Source organism: Actinomyces oris, assembly GCF_001937665.1.
In the GTDB taxonomy this organism is placed as follows: Bacteria; Actinomycetota; Actinomycetes; order Actinomycetales; family Actinomycetaceae; genus Actinomyces; species Actinomyces stomatis.
Window position 1 is genome coordinate 1 of record NZ_MSKL01000001.1, and the last position, 16,985, is coordinate 16,985.

12 protein-coding genes and 1 pseudogene are annotated in these 16,985 nt (G+C 70.2%); 2 read left to right on the plus strand and 11 right to left on the minus strand.

The window, feature by feature from the left end; genetic code table 11:
- Window positions 1-92, plus strand: a pseudogene (locus BKH28_RS13650) (zinc transporter); the annotation flags it as partial.
- A gap of 231 nt (window positions 93-323) precedes the next feature.
- Here the strand turns inward: BKH28_RS13650 and moeB are convergent.
- The 8 genes from moeB to BKH28_RS00040 form a co-directional block, all read right to left on the minus strand.
- A complete protein-coding gene (moeB, locus tag BKH28_RS00005) occupies window positions 324-1,649 on the minus strand; it encodes a molybdopterin-synthase adenylyltransferase MoeB (protein WP_075416907.1) in 1,326 nt (441 codons plus the stop codon).
- A 40-nt stretch (window positions 1,650-1,689) separates the two neighbouring features.
- Window positions 1,690-3,807, minus strand: a complete 2,118-nt coding sequence (locus BKH28_RS00010; RefSeq protein ID WP_075416908.1) for an ABC transporter permease — start codon at window positions 3,805-3,807, stop codon at window positions 1,690-1,692.
- 42 nt (window positions 3,808-3,849) lie between these two features.
- A complete protein-coding gene (modA, locus tag BKH28_RS00015; protein ID WP_075416909.1) occupies window positions 3,850-4,812 on the minus strand; it encodes a molybdate ABC transporter substrate-binding protein in 963 nt (320 codons plus the stop codon).
- A 27-nt stretch (window positions 4,813-4,839) separates the two neighbouring features.
- Complete coding sequence (narI, locus tag BKH28_RS00020; protein ID WP_075416910.1) at window positions 4,840-5,628, minus strand: respiratory nitrate reductase subunit gamma; 789 nt, start codon at window positions 5,626-5,628, stop codon at window positions 4,840-4,842.
- Between the two features lies 1 nt (window position 5,629).
- Window positions 5,630-6,391, minus strand: coding sequence for a nitrate reductase molybdenum cofactor assembly chaperone (gene narJ, locus BKH28_RS00025; RefSeq protein ID WP_075416911.1), 762 nt, complete (start codon window positions 6,389-6,391; stop codon window positions 5,630-5,632).
- Window position 6,392: 1 nt separating this feature from the next.
- Entirely contained in the window at window positions 6,393-8,087 is a 1,695-nt protein-coding gene (narH, locus tag BKH28_RS00030; protein WP_075416912.1) for a nitrate reductase subunit beta, read from the minus strand.
- The gene (locus BKH28_RS00035) at window positions 8,087-11,863 is read right to left on the minus strand and encodes a nitrate reductase subunit alpha (protein WP_075416913.1); all 3,777 of its coding nucleotides are present in this window, start codon (window positions 11,861-11,863) and stop codon (window positions 8,087-8,089) included. Before BKH28_RS00035 ends, narH begins: the two co-directional genes overlap by 1 nt.
- Window positions 11,864-12,071: 208 nt before the next feature.
- Window positions 12,072-13,400: an MFS transporter gene (locus BKH28_RS00040; RefSeq protein WP_075416914.1), complete on the minus strand. Its 1,329-nt coding sequence runs from the start codon at window positions 13,398-13,400 to the stop codon at window positions 12,072-12,074.
- A gap of 319 nt (window positions 13,401-13,719) precedes the next feature.
- On the opposite strand from BKH28_RS00040, the gene BKH28_RS00045 reads away from it, so the two are divergent.
- On the plus strand, window positions 13,720-14,253 hold the full coding sequence (locus BKH28_RS00045; protein ID WP_075416915.1) for a MogA/MoaB family molybdenum cofactor biosynthesis protein: 534 nt from the start codon (window positions 13,720-13,722) through the stop codon (window positions 14,251-14,253).
- Between the two features lie 43 nt (window positions 14,254-14,296).
- Here BKH28_RS00045 and mobA read toward each other — a convergent pair whose 3' ends face one another.
- From mobA to BKH28_RS00060, 3 genes are all read right to left on the minus strand, one after another.
- Window positions 14,297-14,971 carry a molybdenum cofactor guanylyltransferase gene (gene mobA, locus BKH28_RS00050; protein ID WP_075416916.1) on the minus strand — a complete coding sequence of 225 codons (675 nt, stop codon included), beginning with the start codon at window positions 14,969-14,971 and terminating at the stop codon, window positions 14,297-14,299.
- Complete coding sequence (gene moaC, locus BKH28_RS00055) at window positions 14,958-15,452, minus strand: cyclic pyranopterin monophosphate synthase MoaC (RefSeq protein ID WP_075416917.1); 495 nt, start codon at window positions 15,450-15,452, stop codon at window positions 14,958-14,960. Before moaC ends, mobA begins: the two co-directional genes overlap by 14 nt.
- Window positions 15,453-15,541: 89 nt before the next feature.
- Window positions 15,542-16,867, minus strand: coding sequence for a molybdopterin molybdotransferase MoeA (locus BKH28_RS00060; protein WP_081379967.1), 1,326 nt, complete (start codon window positions 16,865-16,867; stop codon window positions 15,542-15,544).
- Between the last annotated feature and the right edge of the window lie 118 nt (window positions 16,868-16,985).

Sequence of the window (16,985 nt, forward strand, 5' to 3'; positions counted from 1 at the left end):
CCATCACCACCACCGAGACCTCCACCCCCTACGACCTCGTCCGCATCATCACCTACCTCACCGACGACGCCGAAGAAGCCCAAGGCCACTAACCCCCCACACGCCTGCTCCACTCACATCTCGCCATCTCCACTCGCGTGATGCGAGCAAACATCACGACACCGAAAACACCATCCCCCAGGGGTGGGTCCCTGCCCCGCGGTGGAATCCCTACTGGCCCCGCTTGAGCCCCGCCGTCTCAGATACGCCGAGGTGAGCGGGCCTCATCCAGCCGGGCATCCCTCCACACCCAGAAGTCAGGCACCCAACACCGCAGGCACCTTTCAGGCGGATGAGCCAGACGTCCAGGCCTTCATCCCACCCTCAAGGTTGAGGAGCCGCCCGGTGTAGCCCGCCGCCCTCAGCGCCTCGATGGCCCGGGCCGAGCGCACCCCGGCGGCGCACACGACCACCGTCGGCCGGTCCGGGTCGAGCTCACCCATGCGCACCACGACCTCACGCAGCGGAATGTGCAGCGCGCCCTCCAGCGGCTTGAGCGCCACCTCAACGTCCTCACGCACATCCAGCAGCGCCGGCGGCTCGACGCCCTCCAGGAGCCTCCTCAGCTCGGTAGCGGAGACAGTGTCCCTTTCTGCCCCTGACCCCAGGACCGCACCACCTCGCTGAATCCGGCAGGACGCAGCGGAGCCGGACTCGGAACTCCCTGGTCGCCGGCAGGAGTCGTCCCCGGAACCGTGGGCCTGCGACTGCGCATCGGCGTCAGAAGTCCGGGGGAGTGCGCAGGCATCAGCCTCCGTGACCAGTGCAGTGATACTCGGGTTCTCCCCGCACGCCGGGCAGGCCGGGTTCTTCGCCACCGGAATCTCCCGCAGATGCGCCCCCCAGGCATCGAGCATCGCCAGGCGCCCCAGCAGCGGCTGCCCGCCGCCGATCACCAGCTTGAGCGCCTCAGCGGCCTGCATCGTCCCGATGATCCCTGGCAGCACCCCCAGCACCCCCGCCTCCGCGCAGGAGGGCACCGAACCTGCGGGCGGCGGAGCGGGGTGCAGGCACCTATAGCACGGGCCCCGGCGCGCATCGAAGACCCCCACCTGCCCGTTGAACCCCAGCACCGCCCCGTGCACCAGCGGCAGCCCCAGCATGACGGCGGCGTCATTGACCAGGTACCGCGTGGGGAAGTTGTCCGTGCCGTCAATGACCACGTCCCAGCCGCCCAGCAGATCCAGGGCGTTGGCCGCGGTCAACCGAGTCTGGTGGGCGACGACCTCAACGTCCGGGTTGAGTGCCCTGATCGCCTCGGCCGCCGAATCCACCTTGGGGCGGCCCACGGAAGCCGTGGCATGAATGACCTGGCGCTGCAGGTTGGACACGTCGACGTCGTCGTCATCAATGAGCCCGATCGTCCCCACCCCGGCGGCCGCCAGATACAGGGCCGCCGGCGCCCCGAGCCCACCAGCACCGATGAGCAGGACCCGGGCGGCCCGGATGCGCTGCTGCCCCACGACCCCCACCTGCGGTACCAGCGCGTTGCGGTGGTAGCGCTCCAGCTCATCGCGGCTCAGTGGCCGTAGACGCTCCTCGGCGACCACCGATCCGCAGACGCCATCACGATCGCTTTGATCAACGGCGTTCACAACGCCCTCCCTCATCTCACCCAGTTCTTCTCTCAACGTCTCAGTACCGTGGTCCTCAACCCCGGCGAGGCAGGATGCGCACCTGCACCGCCTTGATCACGCAGCAGACCTCCCGGCCCTCAGTGATGCCGAGCTCGGCCACAGCTCCCGCCGTGACCGCCGCCGACAGCCGCTGCCCCTCCTCCAGCTCCAGGCGCACACTCACCAGCGCCCCCGAGCGCTCCAGCCCCGTCACCCGGCCGGTCAGGACGTTGCGGGGACTGCCGTGCGGTGCCTGACGGTAGAGGGCGACGGCGTCGGGTGGCACCAGCGCAATCCCCGGCGCTCCGGGGCGAAGGACCTCGTCGTGGTCGTCCCGGTGGCCCTGCTTGCCGACCTGTTCCTCAACCACATCCTCCCGGGGGCGGCCATGAATGACCTGCCCCGACGGCAACCGCAGCCCCGGAGCCTCGGTGCCGCCGTCGATGACCCCCGTGAGCACGGCCGTTCCCGTCAGATGGGCGACGAAGTCCGAACGCGGCGCGGACAGGACCCTCGCCGTCGGCCCCTGCTCCACCACTCGGCCCCGGTCCAGGACGACGACGGCCTCAGCCAGCGCCGTCAGGTCCAGGACGTCATGGGTCACCAGCAGCAGGGTCAGTCCCTCCTCGGCGCAACGGCGAGCCACCAGGCGGCGCATCTCCTGGCGGGCGGTGACGTCCAGGGCGGCCATCGGCTCGTCCAGGACCAGCAGGCGAGGCCCCGTCGCCAGCGCCCGAGCCAGTGCCACACGGGCCGCCTGCCCGCCCGAGAGCGCGCCACCCGAACGGGAGGCCAAGTGACCTGCCCCGACGGCGGCCAGCTCGGCGCGGGCCCGGCGCGTCGCCTCCGCCCGGCTCACCCCCTGGCAGCGCAGCGCGAACAGCACGTTGCCCAGCACCGACATGTGGGTGAAGACGCCCGGCTCCTGGCTGAGCAGCGCCACCCGGCGGCGCCCCGCCCGCACGAAGCGCCCAGGGCCGTCCAGCACTCGTCCACCGAGCACCACTCGACCGTTCTCAGCATCCAGAAGACCGGCCACCACGGAGCAGACCGTCGACTTGCCCGAGCCATTAGGACCGATGAGAGCCGTCGTGCGCCCCGCCTCCACCTCCAGGTCGACGGCGACATCGCGCTCCGGCAGCCTGAAGGCGACCTGCAGGTCCTGGCCACGCCCGGTGCCCTGGGGCGACTCGGCAGTCCGGTCATCCCCGCCCGGGGCCGAGGGCTCCGAGCCCTGGGGCTCCGACGCAGCGGCTTCGTGGTCCTGGTGTCCGTGGCGGGCCAGCAGGTGGCTGGCCACCCTGCCCCAGTCGATGTTGGTCGCCCCGACGATGACGAAGGACAGCCCGATGAGCACGGCGGCGAGGGCCAACGAGGTGGCTGTGTCCTTCTCCCGCTCCAGGTAGATGGCCAATGGCATCGTACGGGTGACGCCCTCCTTGGAGCCCGCGAAGGCGATGGTCGCCCCGAACTCGCCCAGGCTCCGGCCCAGGGCCAGGGCGGTGCCCCGGGCCAGAGCCGGCGTCGCCAGCGGCAGCGTCACCTGCGCCAGAACCCGCCATGGGCCGGCCCCGAGGCTCCGGGCGGTGACTTCGGCCCGCTTGTCGCGGCTGCGCAGCGCCGCCTCCAGGGTGACCACCAGGAAAGGCATGGAGACGAACACCTGGGCGATGACCACCGCAGTGGTGGAGAAGGCGATGGGAACTCCCCACTCCTTCAGCTGCGCTCCCAGCAAGCCGCGGTTCCCCAACGTGGACAGCAGCGCGATACCGGCCACCACCGGTGGCATCGTCATCGGCAGCACCGCGAGGATCCGCGCGATCCTCACACCCGGCCAGCTGCGGGACAGCAGCAGCGCCAGCGGTACACCCAGCACCACGCAGATGACCGTGGAGGTCAGGCAGGTGCGGATCGAGAGCCACAGCGCAGCCTGCGCCGACGGCGTCGCCAGCAGCTGGGGGAGCTGCCCCCAGGACACGCGAGTCCCCATGCCCACCAGGGGCAGAACGATCGCGCAACCTCCCAAGACGGCCAGCGCGGTCACAAGGACGGGCAAAGGCGAACGAGCGGCCCGCCCACGCCCCAGGAGGGCGCGAACGGGCCGTCGTACCGACTGCTGCTCGGAGAGCGCAACGGGGGGCATCTGGTTCACAGAATCATGTGTACCAGGTCGCCGAGTCAGGCCTGCAAGCCGTCACGGAGCGGTCGTCTCCGCGGTGGGCTTGTTCGCCTCCGGGGCGGACGACCCCTCAGCGGTCGCGGCCTGGGACGGGGCGGTGCTCGCTGCGGTACCGCCCCCAGCGCTGGAGCTCGCCCCGGCACTCGCGCTGGCAGTGGTGCTGCCGGGCTTGCCGAAGCCGTGCTTGGCCAGGATCTCCTGACCGGCCTTGCCGGTGACGGCGTCAATGAATGCCTGAGCGCCCGCGGGGTTCTTGGGCTCGGCCGTCTGGGCGATCGGGTAGTGGTTGACGACGCCGCCGTCGGGGATGTCGATCTTGTCCGCCTTGTCCTTGGCGGCCGCGGCGTCAGTGGTGTAGACGATGCCGGCGTCGGCCTCACCGGACTCGACCTTGCCTCGCACGTCGGTCACCTTCTGCTCCTCGGAGACCGGGTTGAGAGTGACTCCCTGCGCGGCGGCGAGCTTCTTGGTGGCCTCACCGCAGGGCACCTCGGGGGCGCAGATGACCAGGTTGGCGCCCTCCAGCGACGAGTCCAGCCCGGTGATCTTCTTGGGGTTGCCCTTGGGGACGATGAGGGTCAGGACGTTGGTGGCGAACTCGGTCTGGTCCCCGACCAGCTTCTGGTCCGCAGCGGTCTTCATCGTGGAGTTGTTGGCGGTGGCCAGGACATCGGCGCTGTTACCGCCCGCCAGGGAGGACACCAGGTCCTGGGAACCCTGGAAGTCGAAGGTGACAACCAGGCCGGGGTTGTCCTTCTCCACGGTCTTCTCGATCTCCTCGAAGGCGTTCTGGAGGGAGGCGGCGGCCAGGACCGTGACCTTGCCGGTGGCCTTCTGCACGCCGCCCGAGGCGCTTGCGGAGGCGGCGCCCGAAGCGGCGCCGGTGGAGCTGTTGGAGGCGGAGCCGCCGCAGGCGGCCAGGGAGACGGCGGAGAGCAGGCTGACGGCGGCGATGGCCGCGCGACGGGAGATGCCCAATGCGTGTCCTTTCGTGAAGCTGCCGGTTCAGGCTCCCTGGGAGGGGGTGACGTCGTTGACCCCCTGGTTGCCGGTTCCCTGGGTCCGTACCGGGGTCCAGCCGCGTGAGGTCCGTGCAGTGGAGGTGGCGCCCTCGCGTGAACGGTAGACCACGTAGGGGCGGGTCACGTAGCCCACGGGTGCGGAGACCACGTGGACCAGGCGGGTGAAGGGCCAGATCGCCAGGAGCAGGAAGCCGGCGATGACGTGGAGCTTGAAGGAGACCGGCACGTCGGCCATGAGCTCGGGGCGAGGCTGGAGGATCAGCACCGAGCGCAGCCAGGGGCTGATCGTCTCGCGGTAGTCGTAGCCGTGGGCGTCGGCGAGCTGGTTAAGGACCGTGGCGGCCGATCCCAGCAGGATCGGGACGATGAGGAAGCAGTACATGACCAGGTCGTTGCGGGTGGTGGCCAGGCGCACGCTCTTGACGACGAGGCGCCGGTAGATGAGCCCTGCCAGGCCCACGATCGTCATGATGGCCGCGAAGGTTCCCAGGTAGGTGGCGCCCAGGTGGTACATGTGCTGGGAGATGCCCAGCATCTCGGTGACGTCCTTGGGCACCAGGAGCCCGACGACGTGACCGCCCATCACCATGAGGAAGCCCAGGTGGAACAGGGGGGAGGCCAGGCGCAGGATGCGGGACTCGTTCCACTGCGAGGAGCGGGAGGTCCACCCGAACTGGTCGGTGCGCCACCGCCAGATCATGCCTGCCACCAGCAGCACCAGGCTGGCGTAGGGCAGGGTCACCCACATGAGGTTCTGCTGAATCGGGCTCATGTCATGCTCTCCTGGCTGCTCGTGAGGGGGACGGGTCGGCGACTGGTACGGAGCCCGGCACGGCGGGTGCACCGGACAGGCTCGGGTTGCGCACGGGAATGGTGGGGAAGGGCAGGGTGTCGGTGACTCCGACGGTCTCGGTGGGCGGCCCGGCCGCCACGAGGGCGCGTACGCGCTCGGCGGTGGCCTCGTCGATCTGCGGCAGAGTCATCGAGACGGCCTCCACCAGCCCCGCGTAGGGGGAGGCGGCGTCGGCCAGGGCGCTGCGCAGCACCTCGATGCCCTCCCGGTGGGAGGACAGGAGCGCACTGGCCACCTCGTCGCCGCTGCGCGCGGACAGCTCGAGGACCACCGGCAGGTAGTCGGGCAGCTCGTCGGCGGCCATCTCGTAGCCGGCCGCCGCCAGCGCTTGCTTGAAGGCCAGCAGCGCGGCGCCCCGATGCCGGGTGTCGCCTACCGTGTAGTACGTCAGGTACAGGCAGCAGCGCCGGCGTCGGTCGAAGACCTCCACGTAGTGCTCGGCCATGGCCCGCTCACCGCGGCGCCGCGCCTGAGCGATGAACTCCTCCAGGAGGACGGCCACCTCCGCCGGCAGTGTGGCCAGCTCGGCCTCGACGGCGTTCAGATGCGTCTCCAGAGTGCCCTCGGCCGGATAGTCCAGCAGCAGCGAGGCCGCCATGTGCACGGTGGCTCGCTGGGAGGGTGTCAGCTGCACCTCGGCGGGTGCTTGAAGAACCCGGGGGGCGCGGACGAAGGAGACCATCTCAGAGGTCCCTGGGGGCCGCGGCCGCCGGGCCGCTCGAGGTGGCCCGGGCCGAGGAGTCGGCCGCCTGGGCCTGCCCCACCGGCTCAGGCACACCGACCTGCGGCATGCCCGGACCTGCGGCCGGCACCGGCTCGCGGCGCACGGTCGGCAGTGGCAGGCTCACCGGGCCGCCGTTCATGGCGCCGCCGCCCTGGCCGTGGAAGGAGGCGACGTCAGGGTGGCACCCGGCCGGGGCCCCCTCACCCAGAAGGGTCATGACGTCGTTGCCCATGGACTCCATGCCGCGGGGGACCTCGGGCTTGGCGGTGGGGATGACGTAGCGGTCGTCGTACTTGGCGATGGCCAGCAGCCGGTACATGGCCTCCAGCTTCTTGCCGTCCAGGCCCACGGCGGCGGCGATGGCCGGGTCGGGCTCGCGGCCCAGGCGCACGTCGCGCATGTGGGAGCGCATCGCGGCCAGGCGCCGCAGCACGAGCTCGACCGTGTTGGTGTCACCGGCCGTGAACAGGCCCGCCAGGTACTCCAGCGGAATGCGCATGTCGGAGACGGCCGTGAGCAGCACCTTGTAGTTCTCACCGTCCAGTCCGGCGGCCGCGACCTCGTCGACGACCGGGGAGAGCGGCGGGATGTACCAGACCATCGGCATGGTGCGGTACTCGGGGTGCAGGGGCAGGGCCACCTCGTAGGTGTCGATGAGGTCCCAGATGGGGGAGGCCTGAGCCGCCTCGATCCAGTTGTCCGGGACGCCCTCGGCGCGCGCACCAGCCACGACCTCCGGGTCGTGGGGGTTGAGGAGGATCTCGCGCTGGGCCATGTAGAGGTCCTGCGGGTCCTTGACGGCGGCGGCCTGCGAGACGCGATCGGCGTCGTAGAGGAGGACGCCCAGGTAGCGCAGGCGGCCCACGCAGGTCTCCGAGCACACAGTGGGCTGGCCGATCTCCAGGCGCGGGTAGCACAGGGTGCACTTCTCGGCCTTGCCGGTGGCGTGGTTGAAGTAGACCTTCTTGTAGGGGCAGGAGGACACACACATGCGCCAGCCACGGCAGGCGTCCTGGTCCACCAGGACGATGCCGTCCTCAGTGCGCTTGTACATGGCGCCCGACGGGCAGGCGGACACGCAGGTGGGGTTGAGGCAGTGCTCGCAGATGCGCGGCAGGTAGAACATGAAGGCCGACTCGATGTCGGTGCGCACCTTCGTGCTCATCGCCTCGATGATCGGGTCCTGCTGGAGGGTCTCCATGGAGCCGCCCAGGTCGTCATCCCAGTTGGGACCCCACTTGATGGTGGGCATGTACTCGCCGGTCAGCTGGCTCTTGGCGCGCGCCACCGGAATCGCCGGGGAGTCCTTGGGGGCCGAGAGCAGCTTGTCGTACTCGTAGGTCCACGGCTCGTAGTAGTCCTCGACCGTGGGCATCTCCGGGTTGGCGAAGATGTTGACCAATCGGCGCAGGCGCCCGCCCGAGCGGGGCCGCAGGCGGCCCGAGGCCGTGCGCTCCCAGCCGCCGCGCCAGGTGTCCTGGTCCTCCCAACCCTTGGGGTAGCCGACACCCGGGCGGGTCTCGACGTTGTTGAACCACATGTACTCGGTGCCCTCGCGGTTGGTCCAGGCCTGCTTGCAGGTCACTGAACAGGTGTGGCAGCCGATGCACTTGTCGAGGTTCATCACCATTGCGATCTGGGCCATGACCTTCATCAGAACGTCACCTCCTGGTTGCTGCGGCGACGGATAAGCGTGACCTCGTCGCGGTTGTTGCCCGTGGGGCCGATGTAGTTGAAGGCGTAGGACAGCTGCCCGTAGCCGCCTGCGAAGTGGCTGGGCTTGAGCACGATCCGCGTCAGGGAGTTGTGCGTCCCGCCGCGCCTGCCGCTGGACTCGGTCAGCGGGGTGTTCATGGTGCGCTCCTGGGCGTGGTGCATGAAGACCATGCCCTCGGGGATGCGGTGGGAGACGATGGCGCGCGCCGCCACGATGCCGTTGCGGTTGTAGGCCTCGACCCACTCGTTGTCCTTGACGCCGATCTTGTCGGCGTCCTGGGGGCTCATCCAGATGGTCTGGCCTCCGCGTCCCAGCGTGAGCATGTGCAGGTTGTCGAAGTACTGCGAGTGGATCGCCCACTTGTTGTGCGCGGTGATGTAGCGCACCGCGACCTCCGCCGTGCCCGCCTGGCTCGTTGACACCGAGCCCGGCGCGGCCTCCCCGTACAGGGCGTGGAAGTCCAGCGGTGGCCGGAAGATCGGCAGGGACTCGCCCATGTCCCGCATCCAGTCGTGGTCGAGGTAGTAGTGCATGCGCCCGGTCAGGGTGTGCCAGGGCTTGGCGTGCTCCACGTTGACCACGAAGGCCGAGTAGCGCCGCCCGCCGTGCTCGGAGCCGGACCACTCCGGGGAGGTGATGACTCCCTGGGGTTTGACCTGGGTGTCGGCGAAGGAGATGAGCTTGCCGGCCTCCTCCTCGCTGAGCTCGACCAGCGTGGTGCCGGTGCGCTTGGACAGCGTGTCCCAGCCCTCGGTGGAGATGCGCCCGTTGGTGGTGCCCGACAGCGTGAAGATGGCGTCGGCGGCGCGGATGTCGGTGTCGATCAGCGGCCGGCCGGCGGCCTCGCCGTCGGTGGAGACCCCGTGGTTGCGGGCCAGGCGCTCCACCTCCGGCCCGGGCTTGAGCATGATGCCCTTGCAGGGCAGCCCCAGCTTCTCGGCCAGGGGGCCCAGGGCGTCGAACTTGGCCCGGATCTGGGTGTAGTCCCGCTGAGTGGGTACCAGCTTGGGCATCGTCACTCCCGGCACCCACTCCTGGGGGAGGGAGGACACGTCACCGTGTGCCATCGTCAGGGCGTCGGGGGTGTCGTGGGTCAGGGGCGCGGCGACGACGTCGGTCTGGGTGCCCAGGTAACGCGGGGCCCAGGCGGAGATGAGACCGGCCAGGGTCTGGAAGACCTGGAAGTCGGTGCGCGCCTCCCAGGGCGGGTCGATGGCCGCGTTGAAGGAGTGCACGAAGGGGTGCATGTCGGTCGAGGAGATGTCGTGCTTCTCGTACCAGGTGGCCGCCGGCAGGACGACGTCGGAGTGCAGGGTGGTGGAGGTGTTGCGGAAGTCCGCGGTCCACATGAGGTCGAGCTTGCCAGTGGGGGCCTCGTCGCGCCAGGTCACCGAGGCCGGACGCTGCTCGGGCGGGGTCTCGACGGCGTTGACGTCGTTGTCCGCACCCACCATGTGGCGCAGGAAGAACTCCGTGCCCTTGGCCGAGCTGCCCAGCAGGTTCGTGCGCCACGAGCACAGGATGCGCGGGAAGTTCTCGGGGGCGTCGGGGTCCTCGCAGGCGAAGCGCAGCTCACCGGAGCGCAGCTGCTCGACGATGTAGTCCTTGGGGTCCATGCCCGCCTCGGCGGCCTGCTGGCCCAGGAGCAGCGGGCTGCGGTTGAAGGTCGGGTAGGACGGCGTCCACCCGCGCTTCATGGCCTCGACCATGGCGTCGGTCGTGGTCTTGCCCGCCAGGGTGCCGGGCCCCAGCGGGGAGGCCAGGCGCTCGGCGGAGGTGGTGTCGTAGCGCCACTGGTCGGTGGTGAGGTACCAGAAGCCGGTGGAGATCATCTGCCGGGCCGGGCGGTGCCAGTCCAGGGCGAAGGCGTACTGCTGGAAGCCGCTGAGCGGGCGGACCTTCTCCTGACCCACGTAGTGGGCCCAGCCGCCGCCGTTGACGCCCTGGGTGGCGCACATGGAGGTCAGCGCCAGGATCGTCCGGTAGATCTGGTCGGCGTGGTAGTAGTGGTTGATGCCCGCGCCCATGACGATCTGGGAGCGGCCGCCGGACTCCACGGCGTTGAGAGCGAAGTCGCGCGCCACCTGGATGATGGCGGGGCCGGGAACGCCGGTGATCTCGCTGGCCCAGGCGGGAGTGCCTGGGACAGTGGCGTCCTGGTAGTCCGCGGGCCACTCGCCCGGCATGGACGGGCGCTCGACGGCGTACTGGGCCAGGAGCAGGTCGTAGACGGTGGTGACCATGCGCTCCCCGATGCGGGTGACCGGCACGCCGCGGTGCACGACGCCGCCGCCCACGGAGCCCTCGGGGGTGGAGGAGCCGGGTAGGTCGAAGCGGGGCAGGAGCACCTCGGCGGCCTGAACCTGGGGGCCCTGGCCGTGCAGGTCCAGGATGCTCATGACCGGGTCGACACCCTCCATGAGCAGGTTCCACTTGCCCTCACCCTCGGGGGTGAAGCGGTCGGCCAGGGTGCCGCCGGGGTCGGCCGGGCCGCGCTCGCGGTCCCACACGAGGGGGCGGAACTCGTTCTTCGGGGCGCCGGTGGCGACGCCGTTGACGTCGGAGGCCGTCACGAAGCGCCCGGGCACGTAGCCGGTGCCGTCGGGGGAGGGGTCCAGACTGATGAGGAAGGGGGAGTCGGTGTGACGGCGCATGTAGTCCAGGAAGAAGGACTCCTCGCGCTTGACGTGGAACTCCGAGAGGATGACGTGCCCCATCGCCTGGGCCAGGGCGCCGTCGGTGCCCGGGGCCACGCGCAGCCACTGGTCGGCGAACTTGGTGTTGTCGGCGTAGTCGGGGGAGACTGCCACGACCTTCTGCCCGTGGTAACGGGCCTCGGTCATGAAGTGGGCGTCCGGGGTGCGGGTCAGCGGCAGGTTGGAGCCCCACATCATGAGGTACTGGGCGTTGTACCAGTCGCCGGCCTCGGGGACGTCGGTCTGGTCACCGAAGACCTGCGGTGAGGCCGGCGGCAGGTCGGCGTACCAGTCGTAGAAGGAGAGCATCGTGCCGCCGATGAGCTCGTGGAGGCGGCCGCCGGCTCCGTAGGAGACCTGGGACATGGCCGGGATGACGCTGAAGCCGGCGATCCGGTCCGGGCCCCAGGCGCGGATGGTGTGGACGTAGGCGGCCGCGACGATCTCCATGGCCTCGTCCCAGCCCACGCGGACCATGCCGCCCTTGCCTCGGGCCGACTTGTATGCCTTGGCGGTGGCGGGGTCACCGGTGACCTGCGCCCAGGCGGCGACCGGGTCGCCGTCGTTGTCGGCCTTCGCGGCGCGGAAGGCGTCCAGGAGGACCGAGCGCACGTAGGGGTAGCGGATGCGCGTGGGGGAGTAGGTGTACCAGGAGAAGGCCGCGCCACGCGGGCAGCCGCGGGGCTCGTACTCGGGCATGTCCGGCCCCGTGGTGGGGTAGTCGGTGATCTGCTTCTCCCAGGTGATGATGCCGTCGGAGACATAGACCTCCCAGGCGCACGACCCGGTGCAGTTGACCCCGTGGGTGGAGTGGACCATCTTGTCGTGGCTCCACCGGTGGCGGTAGAAGGTGTCGGCCTCGCGCCCTCCGGTGAGGAACAGGCGGCGGGCGTCGGCAGAGGCTTGTCCTCGACGCAGGTACGAGCCCAGCGTGAGCAGTCCGGGGGCGTTCTCGACCTGCTGGTCGGGTCCAGGAACGATCCCGGGGCCGGTGGTCTGGGAGCCGGTGGTGCTCATCAATGGTCCTTCGGTCCGTAAAGCTGATGGTTGTTGCGGTGGTTGGTGACCAATGGTGGCCAGGAGCCGGTGGGCGTGGGCCCTGAGTGGTTCCGGCTGCTCTCGGCGGACGCGACCACAATGCTGGTCGCGTCCGCCGTCGAGCTGGTCAGTCGGTTGCGGATGCTGGCCCCGACGGGGTGATCCCGACCGGGGCCGGAGGGGCGGATCAGCCCGGACGCTTGGCGCCCGGCTTGGCGTAGCGGACCCAGCAGATGACGGCGCACACGACGCAGAAGACGGCGCAGCTGTAGAAGAAGACGTGCGTCGGCATGAGGGTCAGGGCGATGCCGACCAGGAAGGGGCCGAGCGAGGCCACGGCGGCGGTGAAGCCGATGGCGCCGCCGGCCTGGCGCTTGGGCATAATCATCGGCATCTGCTTGAAGGTCGAGGCGTTACCGACGCCGGCGAAGAAGAACATCGCCAGCAGCGCCACTATGAAGATGGTGAAGTCGGCCGGGTCGTCCGCGGCGGCCACCAGGTAGCCGCACCAGGCCATCGTGATGGCCATGCCGATGGCGGAGACGAAGGTCCAGATGGCTCCGCCGAAGCGGTCGCACAGGGGGCCCCAGGCGAAGCGCAGGAAGGAGCCGATGAGGGTGCCGATGAAGGCGTAGGAGGCCCCCTGGGGCAGGTCGCCCTTGGCGAAGTGGTCGGCCAGGTCGGAGGCGGCGCCGTAGTTGTTGTTGATGATGTTGGCGGTCTGGGCGGCGAAGCCTGAGAAGACGCCGAAGGTCATGATGTACAGGACCGTCATGAGCCAGGTGTCCAGGTTGCCGAAGATGTCCATCTGCTCCTTGATGTTGGCCTTGAGCGGGACGTCCTTGATGTAACGGAAGGTCAGGAAGGCCGCGATGAGGGACCAGGGCAGGAAGAAGACGGTGGCGTTGACGACTATGGGGGCGCCCTCGTGGTGGGGGGCGACCCAGGTCAGCCCGAACAGGCTGATGCTCATGAGGAAGGGGGCGGCGAGCTGGATGATGCTCATGCCCATGTTGCCCAGGCCTCCCTGCAGGCCCAGGGCGGTGCCGGCCAGACGCTTGGGGAAGTAGAAGCCGGTCGAGGGCATGTAGCCGGAGAAGGTGGCGGCCCCGATACCGCAGGCGAAGGACAGGGCGAGCAGGACACCGAAGGAGGTGTTGTGGTTCTGCACCGCGACGAACCAGCCGAGCATCGGCAGGATGTAGAGCAGCGAGGACCAGCCGATCATCTTGCGGGCGCCGATGGTGGCGGGCAGGAACATGTAGATCAGGCGCAGGGCGGCGCAGGACAGGCCCGGCATCGAGGTGATCCAGTAGATCTGGTTCTTGGTCAGGTGGAAGCCGATGTCGTTGAGCCTGGGGGCCACCGCGCTGGGCAGAAACCAGACGGTGAAGCCGAGCATGAGGGAGAAGGTGGTGATGGCCAGGGTGGTCCAGGCGATCTTCGCGGACCAGTTCTCCGGCTCCTCGGGGTTCCAGCCTGTGAGGACGCGACCGGAGGTGTCGAGCGTGGACATAGGGCTCCTGCTGTTGTGGGGCTCGGTCCGCTGGGCGACAGCGCCCTGGACCTGAGACTGTTTGGAGAGAGTCGGTGAAAGCCTGCGGACTCACACCGTGCTCAATGATGCAATGAACTGGTCAGATCTTCATGCATGGGACGAATGTCTGAGCAATGCGAGGCGAAACCGACATCTCAGAGGTGACTAAGGGCGGTGAATTAGGTTCAATGTTAGTTGCCTAATTGAGGTTGCCGGTTGGATCGGGACGTGTTGCCCTTGAAACTCCGGGTGGGAGACGGAGGAGCCGCGCGGGGTGTATGCGGACTACGGTGGGCCCATGAGTGAGACCCCCATCGTCCAGAAGGGCCTGGCGGCCCTGCCCGAGCCCGTCAAGGGCGCCGTCATCACCGTCTCCGACCGCTGCGTCAGTGGTGAGCGCGAGGATCTCTCCGGCCCACTGGCCCAGCGCCTCCTGGCCGAGCACGACGTCATCGTCGACACGGTGGACCTCGTGCCCGACGGCGTCGAGCCGGTGCGCGAGGCGATCAGGCGGGCGGTATCCGCCGGCGCGCGGGTGGTCCTGACCACGGGCGGTACCGGGGTCACCCCCCGAGACCTCACCCCGGAGGCCACGGCGCCACTGCTGGAGACCCGCATCGAGGGCATTGAGGCGCAGATCCGCGCCCACGGGTTGACCAAGACGCCGCTGGCGGGACTGTCCCGCGGCCTGGTCGGAGTGACCTCTCGCGGCGCCGACGGCGCCCTGATCGTCAATGCCCCCGGCTCGCGCGGCGGGGTCAAGGACACCGTCGCCGTCGTCGGCCCCCTGGTGCCCCACGTCCTGGAGCAGCTCGGCGGCGGAGACCACTGAGCGCCACCGGGCGCTACGGAGCGAATCGGCCTGAGCGGGCCCGTTACTCAGAGTCGCCCGCGTCCCAGGCGCGGACCTCGGCCCAGGTGTCCAGGTCCCGCACGACGTCCCGAGTCGTGGGTATCGCCGTGACACGGAGCGCCCCGAGGGCCCGGCGCACGGCGGTGTCCCGCAGAGGCACGCCGCCCGGGGCGACGGCCGCGGCCAGTGCCCGGCGGTGGTAAAGGCCCAGCAGGTACTGGGTGTGCTCGCCGTCGCGGGCGCAGGCGCCGTCCAGCTCCGGCCCAGCCTGCGCCAGCGCCCGGTGCAGGGCCGGCAGCGCCCGCCAGGAGAAGGGCGCGTCGCAGGTGAGGAGCCCGGCCAGTCCCGCAACCGGATCGCTCCTTCCCAGGAGCGTCAGCCCGGCCGCGATCCCGGCGACAGGCCCTCCCAGGGGAGGGTCCTCCAGCGCCCGCAGGACGCCGCCCGGCAGCACGACCTCCGCCGGGGCGACAACGCACACGCGCCCGAGCGGAAGGCCCTGTTCCCGCAGCCGCTCCACACCGGCCAGCACGTGGTCGAGCAGACGCGCCCCCCGGGCGACGACGTCGGGCTTGGAGACTCCGTCCAACCGCCTGCCGGTCCCCCCGGCCAGCACGATGACGTCGGCGACATCAGCGATATCGGCCGAGTCCGCGGAGCTCACAGCGGCGCCGGCCGCCTGCTCAGGCGCCGTCACCGCGCACCCAGTCCCCTGAGCGTCCCCCGGACTTGGCCACCACCCTGGCCTCGCGCAGCTCGACGCCCCGGTCCACTCCCTTGACCATGTCGACGATCGCCAGTCCCGCCACGGTGGCGGCGGTGAGAGCCTCCATCTCCACGCCCGTGCGGTCGGCCGTGCGCACCGTGGTCTCGATGCGCACGCCGCCGTCGACGATCTCCAGATCCACGCGCGCCCCGTGCACGCCGATGACATGCGCCAGCGGGAGAAGGTCGGGGACCTTCTTCGTCGCCGCGATCCCGGCCACGCGGGCCACCGCGAGCACATCGCCCTTGGGTACCGAACCCCCGCGCAGGGCGTCGACGATCACCTCCGAGCAGGCCACGAAGGCGCTGGCACGGGCCTCGCGCACGGTCGGGGTCTTAGCGGTGACGTCCACCATGTAAGCGGCGCCCGCCTCGTCCAGGTGGGTGAGGGTGATCTCGGGGCGGGTAGTCATATGAGGCTCCTTCAATGGGGTGTGGGATCACATGTCGTGGACGCGGTCCGGGCTCTCGCGGGCGGCTCCTAAGCGGCTGTCCGCGAGCTCTACGAGGCGGACAACGGGATGAGGGGCAGCTCGTCGCCGACCTCGACCGCCTCGACCTCGGCGTCCACCACCGCCAGCGCCTGCGCGGCGTGCAGTGAGGCCACCAGGTGCGAGCCGGAACCCAGCCGGTGGGTGGGAGTGGCCCAGAGGTGACCCGAATCGTCGCCGACGTCGGAGCCGGTGGGGGCGTCAGTGAAACGCACCGGCACGTGCTGGCGCCGCCCCGGCGGGGTCCGCCAGCCCACCGCCGCACGTGCCGTCGGGCGAGGCCGGCCCGGAAGCGGCTCGGTACCGCCGTCCGCCGTGTCCTGCCCGGCCAGACGGGCCAAAGCCGGGGCCACGATCGTGGTGAAGGACACCAGGACACTCACCGGGTTGCCCGGCAGGCAGATGATCGGCACCCGCCGACCGTCGTCGGCGAGCACCCAGCCGTGCCCCTGGGGCTTGCCCGGCTGCATGGCCACCTTGACGAAGTCCAGACGCACCGAGGCCTCCTCGCCCCGCTGAGCCTGCGCCAGCATCGTCAGAGGATCGAAGGCCCCCGCGGACACGCCCCCGGAGGTGACGATGAGATCGGCGCCGGCCGCGGCCTGCCGCAGCACCTCGGCCAGGGCCTCGGCCGTGTCTCCGCTGCGGGCCACGCTCGTGCACACGGCCCCGTGCTCGGCGACCAGCCCGGCCAGCAGCAGGGAATTGGAGTCGGGGATCGTTCCGGGCTCCAGCGCATGGCCGGCGTCACGCAGCTCGGCCCCGGTGGAGACCACGGCCACGCGCACCTGCGCCCTCACCAGCACGGAGCCGAGCCCCACGGAGGCCAGGGCGGAGAGGGCCGCGGCGGACAGCCTCGTCCCCGCCGCCATGACCGGGTCGCCTGAGGCCACGTTCTCCCCGGCTCGGCGCACGTTGAGACCGGGACTCGCCGCGGCGCGGATCTCGACGCGCTCCGGAATCGGGTGCGGGCCGGGATTCTGGTCGGTGTCCTCCACCTTGACAACGGCGTCCGCACCCTCGGGCAGCATCGCCCCGGTCATGATCCGCTGGGCGGTTCCCGCCGCGAGGGGATGCGGTGCGGCACCGGCCGGAACATCCCCACTCACCGGCAGAACCACGGGCGTCTGTGGGCAGGCGCCGGTCGTGTCCTCAGCGCGCACCGCGTAACCGTCCATCGCCGAGTTCGTCCACGGCGGCACCGGGACGGCGGCGGTCACGTCCTCGGCCAGCACCCGGCCGTGGGCCCGCCCCAGCGCCAGGCGGCCCCCCTCCAGGGGTGAGAGGGCCTCAAGCACCTGGGCGACATAGTCCTCCAGGGGAATCATCTGCGCCATAGCGGTCCTTTCTCGACGAGCTGACCTGGGAGTCGCGACCTCAGGGTGGGCGGTCGCGGGCGGGGCAGTGCCCGAACGTCCTGGGCCTATCATGCCCGTTCAGCCGGAGGCTCCCACA